Below are 16,522 nucleotides of genomic sequence, written 5' to 3' on the forward strand. Positions count from 1 at the left end.
TTATTTTTTTGCCTTAAAGCTGTCTTTTAAAGTCACGGCGCGGTTGAACACCGGCGCGCCGGGTTTTGAATCTTTGCTGTCGGCGCAGAAATAGCCCAAACGCATGAACTGGAAGCGATCGGCGGGTTCGGCATCGCGCAGGCTTGCTTCCAGCTTGCATCCGCCCAGCACTTCCAGCGATTCTTCATTGAGGCAGCTGATGAAATCCACATCCGCCGCATCGGGGTTCGGGTCGGTGAACAGATTGGAATATAAGCGCACTTCGCTTTCTACGGCGGTTTCGCAATCTACCCAGTGGATCGTTCCGCGCACTTTGCGGCCGTCGGCGGCGTTGCCCCCGCGGGAATCTCTGTCGCATTCCGCCAGAATCTCGATGACTTTGCCGTTTTCATCTTTCACGCAGCCGGTGCATTTGACGATATAGGCGCCTTTCAGGCGCACTTCGTTGCCGGGATACAGACGGTTGTATTTCGGCACGGGTTCTTCCATGAAATCGTCTTCTTCCACCCAGACACAACGGGAAAAGCTTACTTTTCTCATGCCGTCTTCGGGGCGTTCGGGGTTGTTTTCCACTTCAAATTCTTCATGCAGATCTTCGGGATAATTGGTCAAAGTCAGCTTCACCGGATGCAGAACGGCCATCACGCGCTTTGCGGTGGTGTTCAGGTCTTCACGCAGGCAATGTTCCAAAAAGCCGAATTCCACGGTGCTGTTGACCTTGGCAACGCCGATGCGATCGATGAAATTGCGGATGGAAGCCGGGGTATAGCCGCGGCGGCGCAGGCCGCAAAGGGTGGGCATTCTGGGGTCATCCCATCCGCTGACGCGGTTTTCTTCCACCAGCTTGCGCAGCTTGCGCTTGGAAAGCACCGTGTGGTCGATGCCCAGGCGGGCAAATTCGATCTGGCGGGGCTTGCCCGAAACAGAGGTGTTTTCGATGACCCAGTTATAAAGCGGGCGGTGCGCTTCAAATTCCAAAGAGCAAAGCGAATAGGTCACGCCCTCCAGCGCATCCTGAATGGGGTGCGCGAAATCATACATGGGGTAAATGCACCACTTATCGCCTGTGCGGTGATGGTGCGCATACTTGATGCGATATAACGCGGGGTCGCGCATATTGAAGTTGCCCGAAGCAAGGTCGATCTTGGCGCGCAGCGTCATGCTGCCCTCGGGAAATTCGCCGTTTTTCATTCTTTCGAAAAGATCCAGGCTTTCTTCGATGGGGCGGTCGCGATAGGGGCTGGTGGCGGGGGTCTTCAAATCGCCGCGGTTGGCCTTCACTTCATCGGGCGAAAGTTCGCAGACATAGGCCAGGCCTTTTTTGATCAGCTCCACGGCCAATTCATAGGTTTTATCAAAATAATCGGAACCATAGCAGAAGCGATCCCAATCGAACCCCAGCCAGTGGATATCTTCTTTAATGGCTTCCACAAATTCCACATCTTCTTTGGTGGGGTTGGTGTCATCCATGCGCAGGTTGCATTTTCCGCCGTATTTTTCCGCCGTGCCGAAATCGATGCAAAGGGCCTTACAGTGGCCGATATGCAGATAGCCGTTGGGTTCGGGCGGGAAACGGGTCTGCACATGATCGCTGACGCCGTTTCTCATATCTTCTTCAATAAAATCGTGGATAAAGTTGCCTGCCGTTAAATTTTCCATAATTTTTACCTTTCCGCGGCCGGTTCCAAAGCCGGCTCGCTATGGGAACGCTTTTGCCCTTATTTCAGGGAAGCGATCATTTTTTCCATGCGGTCGAAGCATTTTTCCCGGCCCAAAAGCTGCATGATGGCATAAAGGTCGGGGGAATTGTTGCGCCCCGTGACAGCCAGGCGGATCACATTGGAAACATCGCCCACATGGCCCTTAAAGGCTTCGGGCGCGGCCTTATAGGCTTTCACATCGGGGGAATAGCCCAGCGGTTCGCAGATGCTCTTGATGCGCTCGAACCATTGGTTTTTATCATCTTCCGCGCAATAAGCCGCGCGATAGGCTTCTAAGATCGCCCTGCATTCTTCGGGCGGCAGCTCACAGGCTTCCCGCTGTTCCTGCCACAGCTCATCATAAAAATAGCTGACGAATTCGCGCACATCGCTCCATTTGCGAATATCCTTGCGGGGCTTTTTGCCTCCGCGATCGATGGCGAAAATGCCTTCGGCAAAAGCGCTGTCGGAAGCAAGCGCCCGATAAAGGGTTTCATCATATTCTTTTGCCCAGTCGGCGGCATCCCGCGCCACTTTTTCGGCGGTGAACATCGAGATCACCCCGGCGGAAACATCGGAAAGCTTGATGAGATCGAACAGTGCGCCCGATTGGCTCATTTTGTTCAGCTGCACCGGGTAATCATGGTAATCGGCGGTTTTGTTCTGGCGGCGCCAGTCTTCAAACCCCGAATTTGCCAGATTGAGCAGATATTCCAGCACGGCTTCACGGGGATAGCCCTGCTCGACAAAATAAGAAACGGCGGCTTCGGGATCTTTGCGCTTGGAAAGCTTGCGTTTGGCGCCGTCTTCTTCTTTCATAATGGGCGAAACATGCGCATATTTGGGCGGCTTGAGCCCCAGCACATAAAACAGCTGCAAATGCAGCGGAACGGAAGAGACCCATTCATCGCTGCGGATCACATGGGTGGTGCCCATCAGCGTGTCATCCACCGCGTGGGCGAAATGATAAGTGGGGATGCCGTCGGTTTTCAGCAGCACCACATCGATCACATTTTCATCCTGTTCGATCTCGCCCTTCACCACATCTTTATATTTGATGCGGCCGCCGATCTTGCCCGGCGAGCGCAGACGCATCACATAAGGCATGCCGGCATCGATTTTCGCGCGAATCTCTTCCAGTGAAAGATCGCGGCAGCGGGCATAGGTCGTGTGATAGCCCGGCAGCGCCTTTTCGGCTTCTTGTCTGGCGCGGATCTCGCCCAGTTCTTCTTCTGTGCAGAAGCAGGGATAGGCCAGACCTTTGAGCACCAGGTCTTTGCAGAAGCTTTGATAAATTTCGGCGCGGTGGCTTTGCTGATAAGGGCCGTAATCGCCCTTTTGTTCGGTTTGGCTCATCATGCCTTCATCGAATTCCACGCCGAAATCGCGCAGGCCCTGCACGATGCCGCTGATGCCGTCTTCGGTTTCGCGCTTTTTATCGGTATCTTCGATGCGCAAGATCACCACGCCGCCCGTTTGATGAGCCACACGCTCGTTGACCAGCGCTGTGAACAGCCCGCCGATATGCAGAAACCCTGTGGGGCTGGGGGCAAATCGCGTGACCATGGCGCCCTGGGGCAACTCGCGGCGCGGATACACCTGTGTCAGATATTCCTGCGGTGTTTTGGTGATATGGGGGAACAGCAGTTCCGCCAGCTGATTATAATCCATATTCTCACTCCTGCTCAGGTTGTTTTTCTTTTGAAAAGTTCAAAAGCAACGGTTTTGATGCCCGTTTCTTCGATTTAACGATAGATATATATATTATATCTTTTTTTTGCGTTCATTTCAATAAAAAGCTGGGCTTTCCTGCACAAAAGCCCGATTTTCCATGCCTTAAAGCAGCAAAAGGCGCCTTTGCTTTGCAGCGTTGGCACCTTTTACGCAATTTTCTTTTTTGAAGCCTTGGGGTAAGATCCCGCTCAATGCTTTTGGCTGATTACCAACACATCCGCTGCTTTGATTTGTGTGTCTCCCTTAGGAATAATCATTTCCTCCCCACGCAAAATCATTACAACAAGTTCTTCCTTGCAGGGCGAGAACGCGGCGATGGTTTTGCCGATCCATCTGCTGTTTTCCTCTATGCGCTGTTCCTGCAAAACCAACCCAACTTCTCCTTGGTAAGCGGGCGCGCTGAGGATCACCGAATCAAACAGCTGAAATTCTGTATCCCCACCCTGCAAAATATTTTCGCTATCGCGTATCAGCATCACCACCAGAATATCCGGCGGCAGGTTTATATCACGCAGGGTTTTCCCCGCCCATGGATGCCCTTCTTCGATTTTAAGGTTGATGAAATAGAGTTTTTCCGCTTCCGCGTAATCGCTGAAGCTTTTTGCATCATCTATATTCTTATCACACATACCCAGCCAGCGCGCTACCGGCGCCAAGAGCGAGCCTTGGAAGGTGATCGAAAGCAACACAATACAAAAAACCATATGGAATAAATCCCCCGGAGTTTGCGCTTCATGCACCGTGGCCATAATCGCAAAAACGATTGACGCAGCACCGCGAAGACCGGCAAAAGAAACCAGCATCTGCTGGCGTAAACTGCATCGAAACGGAGCAAAGCATGCAGCCACCACCAAAGGCCGAACAAAGAAAGTCAGCAACAGCGCAATTATCACAGCAGGCAGCAATATCTGGGGAATATGCGAAGGGGTTGCTAAAAGGCCTAACAAGAAAAAGATCAGCATTTGCATAAGGCTTGTGAATCCATCAAAAAAATGCACCAGCGATTTTTTATTCTTGATATGAGAATTGCCCAGCACAATCCCTACGATATAAACGCTTAAATAACCATTTCCGCCCACAGAAGTGGGAAGCGCATAGGCAAGCAACGCAATGCCAATAAAAAAAGCCATATCAAACCCCGGCACGGGAAAACGATATCGCTTTAAGAAAACGCGGAATAGCAGCGCCAAAATAATGCCGAATGAAATGCCGAAGACCAGTTGTTTGACCATCATTGCCAGCAATTCACCTCTGCCGACCCGTCCGCTGATAATGGAAAGCAAAATCATGGTAAGCATATAAGCGATGGGATCGTTGCTGCCGCTTTCCACTTCCAGAAGCGATGCCGTATTCTCACGAAGGCCAAGCTTTTTTGAGCGTAGCACAGAAAAAACGGATGCCGCGTCGGTGGAGCCCAGAATGGCACCCAAAAGCATTGCATCAAGCATCGGCATTTTAAAAAAAAGAATACACACCGCCCCTGTGAGGCCGGCTGTTAACACAACACCCAGCGAAGCCAGCACTGATGCTTTTATGGCAATGGGCTTTGCTTGATTCCAGTTTGTGCCGAAACCACCATAAAACATAATAAAAATCAGCGCGATCGTACAGATATTTTCTGATAGGATATAGTTATTAAACGAAATTTTAAAAATGCCATTCTCTCCGAAAAGCATTCCCAATACGATGAAGGTAAGAAGGACGGGAACCCCTACTCGATGCGTCAACTGACTGACCAGCACGCAAAGCAATATAATGATTGTGCACATTAGTAAATACGACATAATTCCTCCCTTTTCGTGATAAAATTCTTCTGCTTTCATTCGTATCGCGCGTGCAACTAATGAATTTATTTTTATCATATCATACCAAAACCGCGGCATCAACCATCTGCTTTCGCTGAAAAAACAGTCTTTTTCTCTTTGCGATTACATTGGTATAAAAAAGAGGCAGCCTGTTGGCTGCCTCCCAAACCTCATAAAAAATTCTCGTTTATTCTTGTTCCAGCTTTGAAAAAACTCCCGCGGCCTCTAAGGGGCGGCGCAGCGCAAGGCAAAGCAGAATGGAACACACCGAAGCGATGACGGCGTTCAGCGAAGAAACAGAGACTTTTGTGACCAGAACAGGCAAAACGGCTTCCCACACGGCGCCCATCACAAAGCGCTGCATGATCACAGTCTTCAGACCATACAGGGCAACATAAGTCACCGCGGCCACCACCGCCGCAACGATGTTGCGCGCTTTGTTCTGCCCCTTGGCCTTTGCCCCGTGGGCGATAAGCCCCGCCACAAAGCCCATGGCGAATTTCATGATGAAAGTGATCCAGAATTCGGGCGCGAACACAGGATCCATCAGGTCATAGATCGCCGAACCGATGCCCGCGGCAAGGCCGCCCGTCAGCGGCCCAAACAGCAGGCCCGTCAGCAGCGACATGATGTTGCCGAAATGGATCATGGTTTTGCCCATAGGGGTTGCGATATCGATATGCAGAAAGGTGCAGACAAACACCAGCGCCGCCATCAGCCCGATGACCGCCATTCGATATACCGTAAAAAACTTCTTTTTCTCAGTGGTCTTTTCCATCTTTTCTCCCTCTTTCTTCCCGCTTTCCACGGGGTTTTCTGATGTCGGGAGTTATTATATCGCGCAACTGATTCCTTTTAAATATCCAATTCAAATCATTTTAATGGTATCAGTTTCGCATTTTTAAGAAAACAGCCAGCAAAACCAATGCCCAGATCGCCGCCACAGGCAGAGCATACAGCCAGTTTCTCTTTTTCACGCCGCTTTCCTTCGCCCCGGCGGCTTCACGGCAGCGCTTCATTTCTTCGGGCGGGATCAGCCGCACCGCAAGCCAGATAAGCCCCGGCAGCACAAGCGCATCATCCAGATAACCCAAAATGGGGATGAAATCGGGGATCAGATCGATGGGCGACAACGCATAGGCCACCGCAATGGCTGCCACGATCTTTGCCACGGGGGCCGTGTTTCCGCTTTTCAAATAGAGCAGCAGCGCAGAAATTTCGTTTTTCATCCTGCGGGCGAACGCCGCAGCGCGCGTTTTGAAGGGCGGCTTATTCTTCATGCGCTGCTTTTTGGGCTTCTTCCAGATGCCACAAGGTTTCGATGGCGTTGCACTGTTCTTTGGAGATGGAAACCATGGCGCGGCATTCTTCGGCGCTTTGCGCCGCCTGCTGCCATTGGCAATCGCCCCGGCGCAGAGCCCAGCGGTCATCGCCGTCGATCTGGATCAGCAGATCGACGCTCATATAATATTCCACAAAAATTTTGCCGTAAAGATCGGCCATTTCCCAATAGAGATCCATCTCGCTCAGCGGCTCAAAACACCCCAGCAGGCTTCCGTAATACCATGCCTGTTCTTTTCTGCCCCGTTTGAAATGGCTGAACACCGCCTCGCCTGTTTTCTGATAATCGGCGGCAAGGCTGCGCAGGTTCGACACTTTATCGGCGCAGCAAAGCAGCAGGATATCCAGATCGCGGCAAGCTTCCATATGGTGGATCGTGGTCTGCTTGCGTTCTTCCCAGCTTCGGCTTTTATCTTCGCTTTCGGCTTTGACAAGCTCTGCAATGCGCGGGCCGAAGGCTTTTTCGATCTGTTCCGCCGTGCAGCCCGTGTCTTCCACCAGATCATGCAGAAGCCCCGCGCAGATGACTTCATCCCCCGCGCCGCTTTCCGTCAGGATCTGGGCCACTTCCACGGGATGGATGATATAGGGCGCGCCGCTGCCTTTTCTCTTTTGCCCCGCATGGGCGTTGGCCGCAAATTCCAGCGCCGCGTGGAACAGCTCGCCGCCGCCCGCGCTGCCCTTCGCCACCTGATGCAGCCCCGCGCAAAGCTTTTCAAACCGCCCGTCGCGCGGAAGCTCGCAAAGCTTCGTTTCGATAAACGGGCATGCCGTGCCCTCAAAAAATTCAGGATAGGCTTCGCGAACCAGGGGCAGCAGGCCTCTTGTCGTCATCAGCCGCCCAAAAGTTATTTGGTCATAACCGTTCAACAGTTCTTCCATAGGTTTCCCTCCTTTTGCCACGAACGGGATCTTTTTCCTTATTATTCTTTATTTTACGCCCGCCGTCAACGGTCAATTTTCCCGTTTTTCTGTTTAGTTGTTAAACTTATTATAGACATGTAAGCTTTTTCTGCGCTATAATAATGGTATTCTATAGAAAAAACGAAAAGGGAGTGAATAGCGCTGTGGTTTATTCACAGTCATCCTATGGTGAATAGCGCTGAGCAAACCGAAAAGCTGCCGCACAAAAAGCCCACTTTTGCCCTTGATCTGGTGGAACCGGGAACCGATGCCCACCTTGTGGCGGCCAAAAAAGTGAAAGAAGTCATGCCCGAGGGCGTCACTTCAAAAATGATGTATCGCGATGTTTTCCGCATTGCGTGGCCCTCGTTTATCGAACTCACGCTGACCCAGCTTGCTTCGATGGTCGATCTGATGATGGTTGGCCAGCTGGGGGCCTGGGCGCTCACCTCTGTGGGCCTGACCACCCAGCCCAAATTTCTGATGATGACGATGTTCATGGCCATGAATGTGGGCGCCACCGCTCTGGTGGCCCGCTATAAAGGCGCGGGGATGCAGGAAAAGGCCAATCTGGTCATGCGTCAGGCCATGCTGCTCACGCTGATCCTTTCCGTGCTCAGCGCTGTGCTGGGGTTCATTTTCGCGGAACCGCTGGTCAAATTCATGGGCGCCACAGATGCCCAGACTTTGGCGGGCGGCACCAGCTATCTGAAGATCCAGGCCATCGGCATTGTCAGCGTGGCGCTGACCTCCACCGTGACCGCGGCATTGCGCGGCGCGGGCAACAGCCGAACCGCCATGGTTTATAATCTGGTGGCGAACCTTGTGAATGTTGTGTTCAACTACTTATTCATTTACGGCCATTTCGGCTTCCCGCGTCTGGAAGTGGCCGGCGCTTCCATCGCCACCGTCATCGGCCAGGTGGTGGCCATGCTCCTTGCCTTCCGCGCGGTGATGGGCAACCGAAACTATGTCACTTTGCGGCTGAAGGATGGCTTCCGCCCCCAAAAAGAAATCATCGCTTCCATTTTCGAGATCGGTCTGCCCGCCATGGTGGAACAGCTGGTCATGCGAACCGGCATCATCATCTATTCGAAAACGGTGGCTTCTCTGGGCACGGTGGCCTTCGCCACCCACCAGGTCTGCATGAATATTCAGGCGCTTTCGTTTATGAACGGTCAGGCGTTCGCCGTTTCGGCCACTTCGCTGATGGGCCAGAGCCTTGGCAAAAAGCGGCCGGATATGGCCGAATATTATTGCCACCGAACGCGGCGGCTGGGCATGGCCATCGCCATGGTTCTGATGGTGATTTTCTTCTTCTTCGGCGGCGATATCGTCTCGCTTTATAATCATGAACCCCAAATCGTCAATACCGGCGCCAAAATTCTGATGTTTGTGGCGATCATCCAGCCGCTTCAATCTTCACAGTTCATTCTGGCCGGTGCGCTGCGCGGCGCAGGCGATACCAAAGCCACCGCGGTGATCACCTTTATAACGGTTCTTCTGGTTCGCCCGCTTTTGGCGATCTTCTGCGTATATGTGCTGCATTGGGGCCTTTATGGCGCGTGGGTGGCGCTGGTGGCCGATCAGGTGCTGCGCTCGCTGTTCGTCTGGCTGCGCTTTGTTTCCGGAAAATGGAAAGCCGTGGATGTGAAACTCTGATGCCTTTCAACGCAACCAAATATCATCCGGCAGCCCGCAAGCTTTTTGCGGGCTGCTTTTTTGTGACTTCGTCACGGCGGCATCAAAAATTTTTGATAAAATGGCAGTTGTCACTTTCTGCGCGCCGCTTTTCTTTTGCCGATCTTCCGCGGCCGTGATGCTTTCAGCGCAGTGACCCTATTCTGACAGGAGGAACATCCATGACCAAGCATAAGAAGACCGCATTTGTTGAAGAAAGCGCCTGTGTCGCCTGCGGCTGCTGTGAAAAAGTCTGCCCGAAACAGGCCGTTTCTGTTTTTCACGGTGTCACCGCCCGAATCGACGCCGCCCGCTGCGTGGGCTGCGGAATCTGTCTGCGGGAATGCCCCGCCGGCATCATCACTTTAAAGGAGGCCCCCCATGAAAAAACATTGGTATGATTATTTGTGGATTTTTTCAGCCCTTTATCTGGCCCTGGGCTTTTTCAATATTCTGTTCGCCTGGCTGGGGCTTCTCTGCTTTTTCATCCCGCTGGGCATTTCGGCTTTCGGCGGCGGGAAAGCTTATTGCAGCCGTTATTGCGGCCGCGGTCAGCTTTTCACCCTGCTCGGCGGGCGTTTCGGCCTTTCCCGCAAAAAAGCGCCGCCCGGATTTTTATACAGCAAAGCCTTTCGCTATGGCTTTTTGATCTTTTTTCTGGTGATGTTCGGCCAAATGCTCTGGAGCACTTATCTTGTGTTTGCGGGCGCGCAAACGCTCAGGCAGGCAGTGACTTTATTGTGGAGCTTCCGCCTGCCCTGGCATTGGGCGAATCCCACGGTTGGGGCGCCGCTTTGGGCAGCTCAGTTCGCTTTTGGCTTTTATAGCGTGATGCTGACCTCCACCCTGCTGGGCGTTGTGACCATGGCGCTTTTCAAGCCGCGTTCCTGGTGTGTTTATTGCCCCATGGGCACCATGACCCAACTGATCTGCAAAGCGAAAAACCCGCTGTGTGAGTTTATCACAGAAACAATTTTCAAACCGCGGTATTCTTAACCCAGAAAGAAACCTTGCGGCCGGCGAAACAGCCGCCCGGCTTTCCGAAACATCTATCCATATACCTGATATAAAGGAGATCTTACTATGTCTGTGATCACTGTGACAAAAGAAAACTATCAAGCCGAAGTGGTTGAAAGCAATCAGCCTGTGCTTCTGGATTTTTGGGCCACCTGGTGCGGCCCCTGCAGCATGGTCAGCCCCATCATCGATGAACTGGCCGAAGAGATCGAAGGCGTGAAATTCGGCAAAGTGAATGTGGATGAACAGCGCGAACTGGCTTCTGCCTTCAAAGTGATGAGCATCCCCACCCTGCTGGTGATCCAAAACGGCAAAATCGTGGAACGCTCGGTGGGCGCAAAGCCCAAACACGAGATCGCGGCTTTGCTCAGCGGTGTGCTGGCCTGATTTTCAAAACAAAAAGAACATCCCCTTCGGCGGAAACTTTTCTGCCGAAGGGGATGTTTTCAGTTTGCCAGAACACCAAGTCTTTTCACATCAAGGATCTCCACTGTGCCGCGGTTAAGCGAAACAAGCTGCTCCGATTGAAAATAGCGAAGCATTCTTGTGACCACCTCGCGGGCCGAACCCAGATGGGCGGCAATTTTTTCATGGGTAATCTTCAAAACACTGCTGTTTTCCAGGCGGCTTTCTTCCAGCAGAAACGCCGCCAGGCGGCGGTCAAAGCTTTTCCACATGATCTGCTCCATCAGCCACATGACCTCTGAAAAACGCGAAGCCATCACTTCATTGGTATAGTTGGCAACAGGCAGTGAGCGTTCCATCAGCTGTTTATAGACATCCGGCGGGATCACCCAGAATTCCGAATCTTTTTCAGCCTCAATGGTGATATCGAACTGAATGCTGCTCATCACGCAGGATGCCGAAAAAAGGCAGAGATCCCTTTCGAAAAGCCGATAAAGGGTCACTTCTTTGCCTTCTTCCGAAAGAACGAACGCCCGCAGCTGGCCCGCGGAAATAATGAAAAGCCCCACGCAATCTGCCGAACCGTTATGCAGAACCGTGCCCCGCGGCGCGCTGCGTTTGGTGGCCGAGGCGCGCAAAAGCGCCTGGTCTTCGGCATTCAGCCGGTTCCATATCGGAAAATAAGTTTCTATCGTTGTCATCATTCCCGCTCCTTTTTATGCTTTCCATTCTATAATATCGCTTGTGGATTGTCAATTTGTTATTGACATATGCCAATAACAGTGTATACTGTGGATAGAAGGCATATGCCAATAATAAGTTTGGCGATCATCCATCTTTAAAATAAAGGAGATTCGTTTTATGAAAATCGCAGTCACAACTCAGGAAAACAATGTCTCGGGGCATTTTGGGCATTGTGAAAACTTTCGTCTTTTTGAAATTGAAAATAACGCCGTCGTTTCGGAAGAAAACCTTGCTAACCCCGGCCACACCTGCGGCGCACTGCCTCGCTTTTTGAAAGAGCAGGGTGTTTCCGTGGTTATTTCGGGCGGCATGGGCAGCGGCGCCATGCAGCATTGCAAAGAGCAGGGCCTCGAAATCATCGTGGGGGCTCAGGGCGATATCCGCCAGGCCGTTGACGCTTATCTGAACGGAACGCTGAAAACCACTCATGCTGTTTGCAGCGGCCATCACCACGAAGGCGGCTGCGGCGACCATCACCACGAGGGCGGCTGCGGCGACCATCACCACGAGGGCGGCTGCGGCGGCCATCACCACGGCCGGGAAAACAAGTAAATCCATTTTTGTTCCATCACGCCTTCAACAGCGGCACACAAGCCCTGTTGGAGGCGTTTTTCATTGTTTTTGAATCTTTTTTATAAAATAAAGCCGCACAAGAAAAGCACTTGTGCGGCTTTTTGTCGGCCCGAAAAACAGCATCGCAGCTGCTTTTCGCCGGCGGTTTTATGGTTTTAAAGCTCCAGACTCAGCTGTTTATCGGGGCTGTCTTCTTCACGCAGGGTGGCGCCGGCGGCGGGAAGGTTGCGTGTGCGGTAGCGGGCTTCGTTGGCAATGCCCGCTTCTTCTTTTAAAAGAGCCCGGCTGACGGTTTGGTTCTTTTTCAGCGTCATCACCGCCACACCCAAAGACGAACGGGTGGTTTTGGGGGCAACGGCGGCGGTGTTGAACAGCAGCAGCCGCCCGGCAGAAGAATACACGGCAATATCTGCTTCTTCACGCAGATGGAAAACGCCGATCAGCGGCGATTTATCGCTGTAAACGCCGGTCAGGCGGCGGCGGTTGGATTTGGTATCGAAGCTTTTCACCGGGATCTTCGCGGCTTTGCCGTTTTCATAAACATACAGCAGCCAGCCTTCGTAATCTTCCGGCAGGAACATGAAGATCACCCGTTCCCCATCGCTCATCTGCAGCTTCTGGGGCAGGAAATCGCCCAGCAGACTGGCTTTGCCATCATCGAATTCATGCAGGCGGCATTTATATGCCTGCATCTTATCGGTCAGGAAAATCAGTTCTGTTTTATTGGTGCATTCCACGGTTCGAACAATGACATCGTTTTCTTTCAGCTTCTGTTCGCCGCTCATGCGCAGCGATTGCGGCGTGATCTTTTTCAGATAGCCGTCGCCCGTGAGGAAGACCGTGACGGGATAATCTTCGATCTGTTCGGCCTCGTCATATTCTTCCACCTCGTGTTCATAAACGATCGAGGTGCGGCGGGGCATGGAATATTTTTTATTGATGGCCTGAAGCTCGGTGATGATCACATTTTTCAGCTTGCTGCGGCTGTTAAGCAGCACTTCCAGCTGTTCGATCTCTTTTTCCAGATCATCGGTCTCTTTGGTGCGCTTGAGGATATGTTCTTTGTTGATGTTGCGCAGCTTGATCTCGGCCACGAATTCCGCCTGCGCTTCATCGATGCCAAAGCCGATCATCAGGTTGGGGATCACTTCGGCGTCTTCTTCGGTATCGCGGATGATGGCGATGGCGCGGTCGATATCCAGCAGGATCTTTTTCAGGCCCAGCAAAAGATGCAGCTTTTCTTTTTTGCGCTGCAAATCGAAATGAACGCGGCGGCGGATGCATTCGATGCGCCAGCTGCTCCATTCTTCCAAAAGCTCTTTCACGCCCAAGACCCGCGGTGTTCCGCCGATCAAAACATTGAAATTGCAGCCGAAGGTATCCATCAGCGGCGTCATTTTCATCAATTTCTGCATCAGTTTGTCGGGGTCGGTGCCGCGCTTCAGATCAATGGCGATCTTCAGGCCGCTCAGGCCGGTTTCATCGCGCATATCCGAAATTTCGCGCACCTTGCCCTGTTTGATCAGATCGGTCACTTTATCGATGATCGCTTCAATGGTCGTGGTATAGGGGATCTCGGTGATCTCGATGATATTTTCTTTTTTCACATAGTTCCATTTTGCCCGCACGCGGAAAGAGCCGCGGCCTGTGCGATAGATCTCGGCCATCTGGCCCGGATCGAGGATCAGCTCGCCGCCGGTGGGGAAATCGGGCGCTTTCAGCGTTTCGGCCAAATCGCAATCGGGGTTTTTCAGATAAGCGATGGTGGTATCGCAGACTTCATTCAAATTGAAGCCGCAGATGCTGGAAGCCATGCCCACCGCGATGCCCAGATTGTTGCTGACAAGGATATTGGGGAAACGCGTGGGCAGCAGCAGCGGTTCTTTCATGGTTCCGTCATAGTTATCGGCGAAATCCACCGCGTCGCAATCGATATCGGCAAAAAGCTCACTGCAGAAAGCATCCAGCTTCACTTCGGTGTAACGCGCGGCGGCAAACGCCATATCGCGCGAATAAACCTTGCCGAAGTTGCCCTTGCTATCCACAAAGGGCATCAAAAGCGATTCATTGCCGCGGGAAAGACGAACCATGGTTTCATAGATGGCCATATCGCCATGGGGATTGAGGCGCATGGTCTGCCCCACCACATTGGCCGATTTTGTGCGGTTGCCCGACAGCAGCCCCATTTTATACATGGTGTAAAGCAGCTTGCGGTGAGAGGGCTTGAACCCATCGATCTCGGGGATCGCGCGGCTGACGATCACGCTCATGGCATAGGGCATATAGTTTTGTTCCAGCGTTTCGGTGATAAGCTGGGGGGTGAACAATTCTTTTTTCATGCCGTTTTCTCCTTAGCTGACATCCGTCAAATCAAGATATTCGCTGCCGTGTTCCGCAATATAATCTTTGCGCCCCTGCAGGTTATCGCCCAGCAGCAGATCGAATTTTTCGGCGGTCGCCTTGATATCTTCCGGCAGCACGCGGATCAACCGGCGTGTTTCGGGGTTCATGGTGGTTTGCCACATCATTTCGGGTTCGTTTTCGCCCAAACCTTTCGAGCGCTGGATGCTGCATTTGCCGGCGAGTTTTTTCACGATCTCATCGCGCTCTTTATCCGAATAGGCAAAGTGGGTCTTGGCCCCTTTGCTGCCCTTGGCGGTGATCTCATAAAGCGGGGTCTCGGCGATATAAACATACCCCTTTTCGATGAGCGCCGGGGTCAGGCGATAAAGCATGGTCAAAATCAGCGTGCGGATCTGAAAGCCATCCACATCGCCATCGGTGCAGATGACCACTTTGTTCCAGCGCAGCATGGAAAGATCAAAAGAAGAAAGCTCTTTGTTTTTGCTGCTTTTCACTTCCACCCCGCATCCCAGAACCTTGATGAGGTCGGTGATGATATCCGATTTGAAAATTTTGTCATAATCCGCTTTCAGGCAGTTGAGGATCTTGCCGCGCACGGGCATGATCGCCTGAAAATCAGGGTCTCTGCCCTGTTTGCAGGAACCCAGAGCGGAATCGCCTTCCACGATATACACTTCGCGGCGGTCGAGATCTTTTGTTCTGCAATCAACGAATTTCTGCACGCGGTTGGTCACATCGATGGTGCCCGCCAGCTTTTTTTTCATGTTCAGGCGTGTTTTTTCCGCCTGCTCACGGCTGCGCTTGTTCACCAATATCTGCTCGGCGATCTTATCGGCTTCCTGCCGGTTCTCGATGAAATAGATCTCCAGCGTCGAGCGCAAAAACTCGGTCATCATTTCCTGAATAAATTTATTGGTGATGGATTTTTTGGTCTGGTTCTCATAAGAAGTATAAGTGGAAAAACCGTTGGTCACCAAAATCAGGCTGTCGGCGATATCGTTGAAAGAAACCTTGCTTTCGTTTTTCTGATACTTGCCGTTTTGCTTCAAATAAGCATCCAGCGCGGAAACAAAGGCCGAGCGCACGGCTTTATCGGGCGAACCGCCGTGTTCCAGCCACGAAGAGTTGTGGTAATATTCCAGGCAGGCGCCCACATTTGAAAAACAGAACGCCGCTTCCACCTTCACCTTATATTCGGGCTTATCGGCGCGGTCGCGGCCGCGTTTTTCGGTTTTGCCGTATTGCACGCTCGTCAGCGCGTTTTCGCCCGCCAGTTCATTGACATAATCGACAATGCCGTTCTGATAGCAAAATTCCGATTCTTCGAATTTGCCTTTTTCGGTTTCGGCGCGGAAAAGGAACTGAAGCCCCGCGTTGACAACGGCCTGCTTTTTCAAAACGCTTTTGAAAAAGTCATTGGGGATATCTGTGTCGGTAAACACATCGATATCCAGCTTGAACCGGTGGATGGTTCCCGTTTTTTTGCCGGAATAAGGCAGCTTGATCAGATGATTCTCGCCCGGGGTCACATTTTCGCCTTTTTCAAAATGCAGCTGATATTCCCAGCCGTCGCGGCGCGAGATCACATCCATGAATTCGGAAGAATATTGCGTGGCGCAGGCGCCCAGGCCGTTGAGCCCCAGCGAATATTCATAGTTCTCGCCTTCATTGTTCTGATATTTTCCGCCGGCATATAACTCGCAATAGATCAGTTCCCAGTTATAGCGGTTTTCACGCTCGTTGAAATCCACGGGCACACCGCGGCCGAAATCCTGAATCTCGATGACGCCATCCAAAAAATGGGTGACGGTGATCTGGGAACCATGGCCCTCGCGGGCCTCATCGATGGAATTGGAAAGGATCTCGAAGAAGGCATGTTCACAGCCTTCGATGCCATCGGAACCAAAAATCACCCCGGGGCGTTTTCGCACACGGTCGGCGCCCTTTAATGCGGTGATGCTTTGGTTGCCGTATTCTTGTTTCGATTTTTTCGTCATGTTGCCTCCAAAATATGTTGAACCCCGCGGCGGCATGGCCGGCGGGGCAGCAATTCGGTTTTGCCGCAAAATTGCGTCTTGCGGCGCGGAATTTCGGGCAGCGAATCAAATTTTTACCGTTTCATGGTCTAACTGTGAAAAACTTGCATACATTATATATATTAAACAAGAAATGTGTCGATGTCAAATCATTCTGAAAACAGTATTGGTTTTGGCAAAGCGGAATAAACAGGCAGAAGAATGGGAAAAATAACCACAT

General features: G+C 52.0%; 14 protein-coding genes. 5 read left to right on the forward strand and 9 right to left on the reverse strand.

Annotation, left to right across the window (positions count from 1 at the left end):
• From ACJA3I_RS10480 to ACJA3I_RS10505, 6 genes are all read right to left on the reverse strand, one after another.
• Positions 1-1,659, reverse strand: coding sequence for a glutamine--tRNA ligase/YqeY domain fusion protein (locus tag ACJA3I_RS10480; protein ID WP_458862543.1), 1,659 nt, complete (start codon positions 1,657-1,659; stop codon positions 1-3).
• 59 nt (positions 1,660-1,718) lie between these two features.
• Positions 1,719-3,371, reverse strand: a complete 1,653-nt coding sequence (gene gltX / locus ACJA3I_RS10485; protein ID WP_458862544.1) for a glutamate--tRNA ligase — start codon at positions 3,369-3,371, stop codon at positions 1,719-1,721.
• Between the two features lie 251 nt (positions 3,372-3,622).
• Entirely contained in the window at positions 3,623-5,257 is a 1,635-nt protein-coding gene (locus tag ACJA3I_RS10490; RefSeq protein ID WP_458862545.1) for a potassium/proton antiporter, read from the reverse strand.
• A 169-nt stretch (positions 5,258-5,426) separates the two neighbouring features.
• On the reverse strand, positions 5,427-6,017 hold the full coding sequence (locus ACJA3I_RS10495; RefSeq protein ID WP_458862546.1) for an ECF transporter S component: 591 nt from the start codon (positions 6,015-6,017) through the stop codon (positions 5,427-5,429).
• 109 nt (positions 6,018-6,126) lie between these two features.
• Complete coding sequence (locus tag ACJA3I_RS10500; RefSeq protein ID WP_458862547.1) at positions 6,127-6,468, reverse strand: YkvA family protein; 342 nt, start codon at positions 6,466-6,468, stop codon at positions 6,127-6,129.
• A 40-nt stretch (positions 6,469-6,508) separates the two neighbouring features.
• Positions 6,509-7,462 (reverse strand): HD domain-containing protein, encoded by a 954-nt coding sequence (locus ACJA3I_RS10505; protein WP_458862548.1) that lies wholly within the window; start codon positions 7,460-7,462, stop codon positions 6,509-6,511.
• 207 nt (positions 7,463-7,669) lie between these two features.
• Between ACJA3I_RS10505 and ACJA3I_RS10510 the strand changes: the two genes are divergently transcribed.
• The 4 genes from ACJA3I_RS10510 (at position 7,670) to trxA (ending at position 10,567) form a co-directional block, all read left to right on the forward strand.
• Entirely contained in the window at positions 7,670-9,145 is a 1,476-nt protein-coding gene (locus ACJA3I_RS10510; RefSeq protein ID WP_458862549.1) for an MATE family efflux transporter, read from the forward strand.
• 200 nt (positions 9,146-9,345) lie between these two features.
• A complete protein-coding gene (locus ACJA3I_RS10515; protein ID WP_458862550.1) occupies positions 9,346-9,564 on the forward strand; it encodes a 4Fe-4S binding protein in 219 nt (72 codons plus the stop codon).
• A complete protein-coding gene (locus ACJA3I_RS10520) occupies positions 9,545-10,159 on the forward strand; it encodes a 4Fe-4S binding protein (protein ID WP_458862551.1) in 615 nt (204 codons plus the stop codon). Before ACJA3I_RS10515 ends, ACJA3I_RS10520 begins: the two co-directional genes overlap by 20 nt.
• Positions 10,160-10,246: 87 nt before the next feature.
• Positions 10,247-10,567, forward strand: coding sequence for a thioredoxin (trxA, locus tag ACJA3I_RS10525; RefSeq protein ID WP_458862552.1), 321 nt, complete (start codon positions 10,247-10,249; stop codon positions 10,565-10,567).
• Between the two features lie 59 nt (positions 10,568-10,626).
• On the opposite strand, the gene ACJA3I_RS10530 is transcribed toward trxA, so the two are convergent.
• Positions 10,627-11,289 carry a Crp/Fnr family transcriptional regulator gene (locus ACJA3I_RS10530; RefSeq protein ID WP_458862553.1) on the reverse strand — a complete coding sequence of 221 codons (663 nt, stop codon included), beginning with the start codon at positions 11,287-11,289 and terminating at the stop codon, positions 10,627-10,629.
• Positions 11,290-11,446: 157 nt separating this feature from the next.
• Between ACJA3I_RS10530 and ACJA3I_RS10535 the strand changes: the two genes are divergently transcribed.
• Positions 11,447-11,881: a NifB/NifX family molybdenum-iron cluster-binding protein gene (locus ACJA3I_RS10535; RefSeq protein ID WP_458862554.1), complete on the forward strand. Its 435-nt coding sequence runs from the start codon at positions 11,447-11,449 to the stop codon at positions 11,879-11,881.
• A 176-nt stretch (positions 11,882-12,057) separates the two neighbouring features.
• Here ACJA3I_RS10535 and ACJA3I_RS10540 read toward each other — a convergent pair whose 3' ends face one another.
• Together ACJA3I_RS10540 and ACJA3I_RS10545 are read right to left on the reverse strand one after the other, a co-directional pair.
• Positions 12,058-14,241 carry a DNA gyrase subunit A gene (locus ACJA3I_RS10540; protein WP_458862555.1) on the reverse strand — a complete coding sequence of 728 codons (2,184 nt, stop codon included), beginning with the start codon at positions 14,239-14,241 and terminating at the stop codon, positions 12,058-12,060.
• 12 nt (positions 14,242-14,253) lie between these two features.
• Positions 14,254-16,263 (reverse strand): DNA gyrase/topoisomerase IV subunit B, encoded by a 2,010-nt coding sequence (locus ACJA3I_RS10545; RefSeq protein ID WP_458862556.1) that lies wholly within the window; start codon positions 16,261-16,263, stop codon positions 14,254-14,256.
• Positions 16,264-16,522: the final 259 nt, after the last annotated feature.

This window comes from Acidaminobacterium chupaoyuni, assembly GCF_047936785.1.
GTDB classification, from domain to species: Bacteria; Bacillota; Clostridia; order Oscillospirales; family Butyricicoccaceae; genus Acidaminobacterium; species Acidaminobacterium chupaoyuni.